This is a genomic window from Pediococcus stilesii, assembly GCF_001437075.1.
GTDB lineage: Bacteria > Bacillota > Bacilli > Lactobacillales > Lactobacillaceae > Pediococcus > Pediococcus stilesii.
The window spans coordinates 109,492-120,558 of record NZ_JQBX01000003.1; the positions used below are offsets into that span (position 1 = coordinate 109,492).

The window sequence follows — 11,067 nt, forward strand, 5'->3', positions numbered from 1 at the left end:
ATTTCGAACTATTTTTCAACAGTTTCGTTCATTTCTTTTTCAACGTCACTCAATGATTGGGGTTGTTCAACGTTACCGCCAACAATTTCGGGTTTGATTTGACGATAATCAGTCATACCAGTTCCCGCAGGAATAATCTTACCAATGATAACATTTTCCTTCAAACCAACAAGTGGATCGTTTTTACCACGAATAGCAGCATCCGTAAGGACACGTGTTGTTTCTTGGAATGAGGCTGCAGATAAGAAACTATTTGTTTCCAAAGCTGCCTTCGTGATTCCTAGAATGACAGGACGTGATGTGGCAGGAATTCCACCAGCAATCAATGTCTTGTAATTATCATTCTTGAAATCATCAATATCCATCAATGTTCCTGGAAGAATATCTGTGTCACCAGGATCCATAACACGTACTTTTCGAAGCATTTGACGAATCATAATCTCAACGTGCTTGTCACTGATTTCAATCCCTTGCATACGGTAAACTTTTTGAATTTCACTAAGCAAGTAATTCTCAGTAGAAAGCACATCACGAACCTTAATTAACTCTTTAGGATCAATTGAACCTTCGTTTAAGGCTGAACCACGATGAATATAATCACCTTCAGCAACCTTCATACGAGCAGTAATTGGCAAAGTATATGTCCGAGTATCGGTTTCACCCTTAATCGTAATATCCTTTGTTCCTTCTGCTGGGTCTTCCTCAATTGATTCAACCGCACCAGTTACTTCTGAAATCTCAGCAGGTCCCTTAGGATTACGAGATTCCACAATTTCTTGGATACGAGGGAGTCCTTGGGTAATATCAGCGTTACCAGCAACACCACCAGTATGGAAGTTACGCATTGTAAGCTGTGTACCGGGTTCACCGATTGATTGAGCAGCAACTGTACCAACTGCTTCACCAACTTCAACACGATCACCAGTAGCCATATTACGACCATAACACTTCTCACAAACACCATGAGCAGTATTACATGTAAATGCTGAACGGATCGTTACTTCTTGAACACCAGCTTCAATGATTCGTTGAGCAATTTGTTCATCGATCATCTCATTTGGTCCAATGATTGTTTCATGGTTTTCAGGATCGAAAACTGATTTCATTGTATAACGGCCAAGAATACGATCGTATAATGGTTCGATCATTTCATTTCCATCAGCGATTGCTGAAATTAACAAGCCACGATCAGTACCACAATCTTTTTCACGAACAATAACATCTTGCGCAACATCAACCAGACGACGTGTCAAGTAACCAGAGTTAGCGGTCTTCAAAGCCGTATCGGTCATACCTTTACGAGCACCATGAGTAGAGATAAACATTTCCAAAACACTAAGTCCTTCACGGAAGTTAGAAAGAATTGGAAGCTCCATGATTTTACCATTAGGGGCAGCCATCAATCCACGCATTCCAGCAAGCTGTGTAAAGTTAGAAATGTTACCACGAGCTCCGGAGTCGGACATCATAAAGATTGGATTTTGTTGATCAAATGTATCCATCAATCGTTGTTGAATCTCATCTTTGGCGTCGTTCCAAATTCCAATTACTCGTTCATAACGTTCGTCATCAGTAATTAAACCTCGACGGAACTGCTTGGTGACAGTTGCAACTTGTTTATGAGCTGCAGCAATAATTTCAGGCTTATCTGGAAGATTGGTGATATCAGCAATTCCCACCGTTAAACCAGAAAGTGTCGAACGATAGAATCCTAAGTCTTTCATACGGTCAAGTAATAATGAAGTTTCTGTAACCTTGTACTTCTTGTATACTTCGGCAATTACATCACTTAAAAATCCAGACTTAAATGGATCGATCAATGGACGTTGATTCAACTGTTCATGAATATTTTCACCATTTTCCAAGAAGAATTCATCCGGTGTTCCACCGACTAAATTTTCATTGGTTGGTGCGTTAAGATAGACAAATCCCTTTGGCAAAATGTCGTTAAATAGCATTTTACCAACCGTTGTAATCAAAACTTGCTTGCGTTGTGCATCAGTGAATGGCTTCTCAGGCATTGAACTAGCACGAACACCAATTCTTGTATGAATTGATACGTAGCCATTTTGAAGTGCTAAGCGAATTTCATCAAGATCGTTGAAGATCATTCCTTCGCCAACACTCTCAGCACGTTCCATTGTTAGCCAGTAGTTACCAATAACCATGTCTTGTGATGGCGTAACAACTGGTTTCCCGTCTTTAGGAGCAAGAATATGATGTGCAGCCAACATGAGAAGACGTGCTTCAGCTTGGGCTTCATTTGATAGTGGAACGTGAATAGCCATTTGGTCTCCATCAAAGTCAGCATTGTAAGCTTCACAAGCTAACGGATGTAGACGCATAGCTTTCCCACTAACTAATACAGGTTCGAAAGCTTGAATACCAAGTCGATGCAAGGTAGGGGCACGGTTCAAAAGAACTGGATGTTCCTTAATTACGTCTTCTAAAACGTCGTAAACGTCGTTATCTTTACGATCAATTTTACGTTTAGCATTTTTAATGTTTGAAGCTAGTCCACGACCAACCAATTCTTTCATGATAAATGGTTTAAATAATTCCATTGCCATTGGAACTGGAAGACCCATTTGATTCATCTTCAATGATGGACCAACATCAATAACTGAACGGCCAGAATAATCTACACGCTTTCCAAGTAAGTTTTGACGGAAACGCCCTTGCTTACCCTTTAACATATGTGAAAGAGATTTTAATGGACGATTACCAGGACCGGCAACCGGACGGCCTCGACGACCGTTATCAATCAAAGCATCAACGGCTTCTTGTAACATTCGTTTTTCATTTTGAACGATAATTCCAGGAGCGTTAAGGTCCAATAAGCGTTTCAAACGGTTATTACGGTTAATTACTCGACGATATAAATCATTTAAATCAGACGTTGCAAAACGTCCACCATCTAATTGAACCATTGGCCGTAAATCAGGTGGAATAACCGGGATGGCATCCATTACCATCCATTCAGGGTGATTACCTGACTTAAGGAATGCTTCAACGATATCTAAACGACGAACCGCACGAGTTCTCTTTTGACCAGATGCTTCCTTTAACTCTTCTTTTAATGAAGCAGCTTCTTTTTCTAGATCAACTGTTTCAAGAAGGGCTTGGATTGCTTCTCCACCAATTTTGGCAGTGAACTTATCGCCATATTCACTTAACTTAGAACGATATTCGCGTTCTGTTAGTAATTGCTTCTTTTCTAGTGGAGTATCTCCTGCATCTACTACTACGTATGATGCAAAGTAAATGATCTCTTCCAGTGAACGAGGACTCATATCAAGAACTAATCCCATTCGACTTGGGATTCCCTTGAAGTACCAGATGTGTGTTACTGGTGCAGCAAGTTCGATATGTCCCATGCGTTCGCGACGAACTTTAGACTTTGTAACTTCAACACCACAGCGATCACAAACGATCCCTTTATAACGAATTCGCTTGTACTTTCCACAGGCACATTCATAGTCTTTAGTTGGTCCAAAAATTCGTTCGTCGAATAATCCATCTTTTTCTGGTTTTAAAGTTCGATAGTTAATGGTTTCCGGTTTCTTAACTTCACCATAAGACCACATACGGATCTTATCAGGAGAAGCTAAACCGATTTGCATACTTTCGAATTTATTAACATCGATCAACGGGCTGACCTCCTCTTTCTTTTAAAAATTATTTTTGTTTGTTTTCAGTTTCAACAGGAGCAGATTCCGTTGACTTAGTTTCCGCTTCACTTGCATTAGCCTTTTCGTTTTGCTTTTCAGCATACTTGCTAAGTGCATCTACATTAACAACATCATCGTCGTCTTCATCCATATCACGAAGTTCAACTTCTTCGTTATCATCACCAAGCACCTTCATATCCAATCCTAGAGCCTGTAATTCTTTTACAAGCACTCGGAATGATTCCGGAACACCTGGACGAGGAATTGGTTCACCCTTAACGATGGCTTCATAAGTCTTCACACGACCAACAACGTCATCGGATTTATAAGTCAGAATTTCTTGAAGTGTGTATGCAGCTCCGTATGCTTCAAGAGCCCAAACTTCCATTTCACCAAAACGCTGCCCACCAAATTGAGCTTTACCACCAAGTGGTTGTTGTGTAACAAGTGAGTAAGGTCCAATCGAACGAGCATGGATCTTATCATCAACCATGTGAGCAAGCTTCATATAGTGCATGACACCTACGGCTACACGTTGTTCAAACGGTTCACCTGTTCGACCATCATATAAAACAGTCTTAGCATCCGAATCCATTCCAGCTTCAGCAACAGCTTCCCAAATATCCTTATCTTGAGCACCATCAAAAACCGGTGTGGTCATATGAATACCAAGATTACGAGCGGCCATTCCTAAATGAAGTTCAAGAACTTGTCCAATATTCATACGAGAAGGCACACCCATTGGGCTAAGCATGATATCGATTGGAGTTCCATCAGGCATGTATGGCATATCTTCTTGTGGGATAACAACTGATACGGTACCTTTGTTACCATGACGTCCAGCCATTTTATCACCAACTTGTAACTTACGTTTTTGAGCGATATAAACACGAACCATCATATTTACACCAGGAGATAACTCGTCACCATTTTCGCGAGTGAAAATCTTAACGTCTTGAACAATTCCGCCCCCACCATGAGGAACACGCAATGAAGTATCACGAACTTCACGAGCTTTTTCACCAAAAATTGCGTGTAGTAAACGTTCTTCTGCAGATAATTCTGTCACTCCCTTTGGAGTAACCTTACCGACAAGAATGTCACCATCTTCAACTTCGGCTCCAATTCGAATAATTCCATCTTGGTCAAGGTTATGCAAGGCATCTTCCCCAACATTAGGAATTTCACGTGTCATTTCTTCAGGTCCAAGCTTTGTATCACGAGCTTCTGATTCATATTCTTCAATATGAATTGATGTATAAACATCATCACGAACTAAACGTTCATTAATTGCAATCGCATCTTCGAAGTTATAACCTTGCCAAGTCATGAAAGCAATCAATGGGTTTTGTCCAAGAGCCAATTCACCTTGTTCCATTGATGGTCCATCAGCCAATACTTCATCAGCATCAACCTTATCATTAACGCGAACAATTGGACGTTGGTTGTAGTTCTTACCACCATTTGAACGGCGGAATTTCATTAATTTGTAGGTATCAAGTGCCCCATCGTCACGGCGAACGCGAACTTCACGAGCATCAACATATTCGACAACTCCAGCGTGTTGGCAAAGTAGTGCAACCCCTGAATCATGGGCAGCTTTGTATTCGATACCAGTTCCAATTAATGGTGAATGTGGATCTAACAAAGGAACAGCTTGACGTTGCATGTTAGCACCCATCAAAGCACGGTTAGAGTCATCATTTTCCAAGAACGGAATACATGCTGTAGCAACAGCAACAACTTGTTTTGGCGAAACGTCCATATAATCGACGTTAGAGATGTTTGTTTCAATGTTGTCACTTTCATGACGAGCCATAACAACATCATCCACAAAAGATCCATCATCGTTTAATGGTGAGTTAGCCTGAGCGATAACAAATTGGTCTTCTTCGTCAGCTGTAAGATAATCGATTCGATCAGTTACCTTATGATCATCCCATGAAACACGACGATATGGTGTTTCAATAAAGCCATAACGGTTGATCTTACCATAAGAAGCAAGGTTATTAATCAATCCGATATTAGGACCTTCAGGCGTTTCAATTGGACACATACGACCATAATGCGTATAGTGAACGTCTCGAACTTCATATCCGGCACGGTCACGAGTTAAACCACCAGGTCCAAGGGCAGACAAACGACGCTTATGTGACAATTCGCCAAGTGGGTTTGTCTGATCCATGAATTGTGACAACTGTGAAGATCCAAAGAATTCTTTAGTTGCAGCAACTACTGGACGAATATTAATCAACTGTTGCGGTGTAACGGTGTCCGCATCTTGAATTGACATTCGTTCTCGAACAACTCGTTCCATTCTAGACAAACCAATTCTAAATTGGTTTTGGAGAAGTTCACCAACCGAGCGAATTCGACGGTTACCCAAATGATCGATATCATCAGTATTACCAATTCCATCTTGAAGAAGGAAGAAATAATTCATCGAAGCGATAATATCAGCAGGTGTGATGTGTTTTAGCTTAAGGTCAATGTTTCCATTACCAATCATCTTTAATTCACGTTCTGGATCGCTAGGATCTTGAACTTTAATAACTTGAATTGTCATTGGTTCTGTAACAACCGCTTCGTCTGAAGGTTGATAAGTCACCATCTTAAAGTCTGGACGATCAAGAAATGCTGATAACTTCTTCATCACATCTTTGTTTACCATTTCGCCCTTTTGAGCAATAACTTCCCCTGTATCAGGGTCTGCTAATGTTTCTGCTAATGTTTGACCCAAAAGACGTGTCTTTAAGCTCAGCTTTTTATTAACTTTGTAACGACCAACCGGTGCCATGTCATAACGCTTAGGATCAAAGAACCGAGCCGTTAATAAACTTCTTGAACTATCCGCCGTTTTAGGTTCACCCGGACGCAAACGTTCATAAATGTCTTTCAAAGATTCAGCAACTCGTGAATCTTCCGGATTTTTATGAACATCTTTGTCTAAAGTGAAGTCTAAGCTATCTGAACCGCCAAAAATATCAATGATTTCTTCATCTGATCCAAATCCAAGTGCTCGAACCAACTCCGTCATTGGAATCTTACGTGTACGATCAATTCGTACATATGAAATATCTTTAGCATCAGTCTCGTATTCTAACCATGCTCCACGGTTAGGAATAACGGTTGTTCCCCAAATTTTACGATTATTTTTATCAACATCTAAATTGTAATAAACACCAGGTGAACGAACTAATTGTGAAACAATAACTCGTTCTGCACCATTAATGATGAAAGTTCCCTGTTCTGTCATTAATGGGAAGTCACCAAAGAACACGTCCTGTGATTTGATTTCGCCAGTTTCATGGTTTGTCAAACGTAGAGTTACGTGTAATGGTGCGGAATAGTTTGCTTCATGCTCACGAGCTTCATCGACCGTATACTTAGGTTCAAGCAATTGATAATCGACGAATTCAAGTGATAATTTACCAGCAAAATCTTCAATCGGCATAATGTCATTGAACATTTCGCGAAGACCTTCGTCTAAGAACCATTGGTACGAATCCGATTGAATCTCGATCAAATTAGGTAGATCAAGTACTTCTTTAATTCGTGCATAGCTCCGGCGCGTACGATGTTTACCATACTTAACTAAATGTCCTGCCAAGTTATTCACCTCTCCAATTTCTAAACGAGTTAAATGTTACAGTTTGATTACAATTTGTTATAATCACTGATTTTTAGCAAAAAAAAACCAAAAACAGCCTCAAAAAGAAACTATTTTTGCTTTTTTATCTAAAACACTGCGGACAATAGATCGCACTGCTTCATTTAACCCAGCTTTAACATACATATTACATTCTATGCCCTGTAATTTATTTTGTCAAATAACTTACATTGTTAAAAACACTATTTTTTTGTAGTTGCTTTTTCTCCAACCGCTTTAACCTTAAAAGTGATCTTTTTATTCCGAGCTCCAACGGTTACATCGTCGCCAACTTTTGCTTCACCAGAAAGCATCAATTCACTCAACTGGTCTTCAACTTTAGTTTGCAATGCTCTCCGAATTGGACGAGCTCCGTATTCTGGATCAAAGCCTGCCTCGGCAACAACATCAATTGCACCCGGCGTAAATTTAGTATTAATTCCCTGTTCGCTCATTCGTTGGATTACATCCTTAGTCATCAGCTTAACAATTTGATATAGCTCTGGCTTGGTTAGGGAATGGAAAACAATCGTTTCATCAATTCGGTTTAAAAATTCGGGACGGAAGCTTTGTTTGAGCACTTCTCGAACTTTGCTTGCCATGGCCCCATAATCTTCGGCAACACTTTGTGCCCCAAAACCAACCGATTTTTCATCCCTCAGAGCCGTTGCACCAAGGTTAGAGGTCATAATGATAATCGTATTTCTAAAATCAACTCGACGACCCTTTGAGTCCGTTAAAAATCCGTCATCAAAAACTTGTAAGAGTAAATTGAAAACGTCTGGATGAGCTTTTTCAACTTCATCGAAAAGAACTACGGAATACGGTTTGCGACGAACCTGTTCAGTTAGTTGGCCGCCTTCATCATAGCCAACGTACCCTGGAGCAGATCCGACAAGTCGACTAGTACTATATCTTTCCATATATTCTGACATATCAATTCGAATCATATTATCTTCCGATCCAAACATCACATCAGCCAGCGTCTTTGCCAGCTCAGTCTTTCCAACCCCTGTCGGTCCGAGGAACATAAATGAGCCAATTGGGCGCTTAGGACTCTTCAATCCTGATCGTGCCCGACGGATAGCGCGTGCAACGGATGAAACAGCCTCATCCTGTCCAATAACCCGTTCGTGTAAAATCTTTTCAAGGTTAATCAGACGCTCCGATTCAGTTTGTTTCATTTGAGTTAATGGAACTCCTGTCCAGTCTGAAACAATTTGAGCCACATCTTCGCCCGTTTCTGATAAAGCATACTCAGGCTTAGCATCATTCTGATCCTGCTTAGCCTCTGCACGCTCGATTTTACGCCGTAATTTCATCTCTTTTTGACGAATTTCAGCGGCTTTTTCAAAATCTTGATCATTAATCGCCGCTTCCTTGGCATTCTTTAGCTTTTCAAGTTTGTCTTCATTAGATTCTTTTTTAATTTGTTTCTCAGAAGCATCAATTCGAATCTTTGCTGCTGCCTCATCAATCAAATCAATCGCCTTATCTGGCAAAAAGCGATCCGAAATGTATCGTGCTGACAAACTAACAGCCTGTTCAATCGCATCATCGGTAATATTAACCTGATGATGTTCTTCATATTTCGATCGGATTCCCTTTAAAATTTGAATTGCTTCATCCTGCGTTGGTTCATTAACTTCCACCTTCGCAAAACGTCTTTCTAGGGCAGCGTCCGTTTCAATATATTTTTGATATTCGTTGAGAGTTGTCGCTCCAATTGTCTGAAGTTCACCACGAGCTAATGCCGGTTTCAAAATATTCGAAGCATCAATTGCCCCTTCAGCACCACCAGCACCAATTAGCGTATGAAGTTCATCAATGAAAAGAATGATCTTGCCGTCAGCACGGATTTCTTCGATAACTTTCTTTAATCGATCTTCAAATTCACCACGATATTTTGTTCCAGCAACTAAAGCACCCATTTCAAGCATCATTAAACGCTTGTTTTCCATATCACTAGGAACATCGCCGTCGATAATCTTTTGAGCCAATCCTTCCGCAATCGCTGTCTTACCAACACCAGGTTCGCCAATTAAGACCGGATTATTTTTAGTACGACGACTTAAAATTTGAATAACTCGACGGACCTCATTTTCACGACCAACCATCGGGTCAATTTTTCCTTCAGAAGCCATTGCCGTTAGGTCACGAGCAACTGAATCTAAGGTTGGAGTGCCTTCCGAACTAGCCTGGCGTTGTTTGTTACGTCGATTTTGCGTCGATGGATTGACACCCAGCTTACGAAGAGTAACTTTCCGCACCTCTGCAACATCGGTATCTAAAGCAAGCAGGATTCTAGAGGATAAAATATCCTCACTTTGAACTAATGCTAACAACAAATGTTCAGTACCAATCTTTGTCGCATTAAGCTGCTTGGCTTGCTCACCTGCATCGGACAAAACTTCCTTAGCTTTTGGTGAGTAAGGTAGATAATCACTACGTCCAGATCTTAAGTTCCCATAACCGGTAAACTGTTCGATTTCTTCCATTATATCGACTTCTGTAACGTTAAATTGGTTTAAGACGCTTTTAGCTACGCCATTTGCTTCCAGCGATAATGCTAATAACAGGTGTTCAGTACCCACGGCAGGATGTTTAAAGCGTTTAGCCTGCTCCTGGGCAATAATTAAAACGTTTCTAGCACTAGGGGTAAATAAATTTTCCATTTTCCACCTGTCTTTCTTTAATCTACTTATTCATATCTTAAATGGTTTAAAATTCCCACCATTATTTTTGCTCTAACTTGTTCTTCTAAATTGCGGTCGCTCAAGTTAAGACTGCTTTTGGCAATCGCTGAAGCCAAAATACTGGCCTCACGTTTACTTAAAACGGCGTCTTCATACAAACTTCCCAATATTGAAATTGCATCTCGTTCACTAAGCGAATCGCCAATAACTCTAATCAAAGAATCAAGAACGTCAATATCGTCAAGCAGTTTAACCTTCTCAATCCTAATATAACCGCCACCGCCACGTTTACTTTCAACTAGGTACCCATTTTGAATGGTAAAACGAGTCTTTATAACGTAGTTAATTTGTGATGGTACTACGTCAAATTGATCGGCAATCTCAGAACGGCGAATTTCAATCTCCTCTGAATCAGCCAAGATTTCCTTTAAATATCGCTCAATTATGTCTGAAATATTCTGTCCTTGCATAACGACCACCTTTCTCTACTTTGACTAATGTTGACTATTATTATACGAGAATGAAAAAAAAATGCAAAACATATTGTTTTAAACCCATCGACACACCATAAAAACTTAATAATTCAGCAAGGAACAAAAAACCACAACGAAGTTTAAGATACGTTTTCGTCATGGCCACTAAATTATTAAATTAATCGGGAAAACCGGATTCGAACCAGCGACCCCCACGTCCCGAACGTGGTGCTCTACCAAGCTGAGCTATTTCCCGCTACACTTATATCCTATCACAAAGTCGTTTGAGTGACTAAAAAATTAAAGGCAAATTACGATAACCCTTGATTGCTCGAGATTTTGGCGCATTACCAACAAAATTATTGTTCGTTAGGTTGAACCTACGCCAGACGTGTCGTCATTTAGAGTGTGTAAAAAGAGGTTGTAACAAAATCACTTCTGTTACAACCTCTTTTGATGATGCACCCAGTAGGAGTCGAACCTACAACCTTCTGATTCGTAGTCAGACACTCTATCCAGTTGCGCTATGGGTGCAATATATTAAAATGACACAAAGCGGAAGACGGGATTCGAACCCG

At 40.3% G+C, this 11,067-nt stretch carries 4 protein-coding genes and 2 tRNA genes; all 6 read right to left on the reverse strand.

What is annotated here, in order from left to right; all coding sequences use genetic code 11:
- Positions 1–8: 8 nt before the first annotated feature.
- A complete protein-coding gene (rpoC, locus tag IV81_RS02190; protein WP_057801837.1) occupies positions 9–3,650 on the reverse strand; it encodes a DNA-directed RNA polymerase subunit beta' in 3,642 nt (1,213 codons plus the stop codon).
- A 28-nt stretch (positions 3,651–3,678) separates the two neighbouring features.
- The gene (gene rpoB, locus IV81_RS02195; RefSeq protein ID WP_057801839.1) at positions 3,679–7,281 is read right to left on the reverse strand and encodes a DNA-directed RNA polymerase subunit beta; all 3,603 of its coding nucleotides are present in this window, start codon (positions 7,279–7,281) and stop codon (positions 3,679–3,681) included.
- A 242-nt stretch (positions 7,282–7,523) separates the two neighbouring features.
- Positions 7,524–9,995, reverse strand: coding sequence for an ATP-dependent Clp protease ATP-binding subunit (locus IV81_RS02200; protein WP_057801841.1), 2,472 nt, complete (start codon positions 9,993–9,995; stop codon positions 7,524–7,526).
- Positions 9,996–10,021: 26 nt separating this feature from the next.
- Complete coding sequence (locus IV81_RS02205; protein WP_057801843.1) at positions 10,022–10,486, reverse strand: CtsR family transcriptional regulator; 465 nt, start codon at positions 10,484–10,486, stop codon at positions 10,022–10,024.
- A gap of 185 nt (positions 10,487–10,671) precedes the next feature.
- Positions 10,672–10,745 (reverse strand) — tRNA-Pro (locus IV81_RS02210).
- Between the two features lie 204 nt (positions 10,746–10,949).
- Positions 10,950–11,023: transfer RNA gene (locus IV81_RS02215), tRNA-Arg, on the reverse strand.
- Positions 11,024–11,067 lie beyond the last annotated feature (44 nt).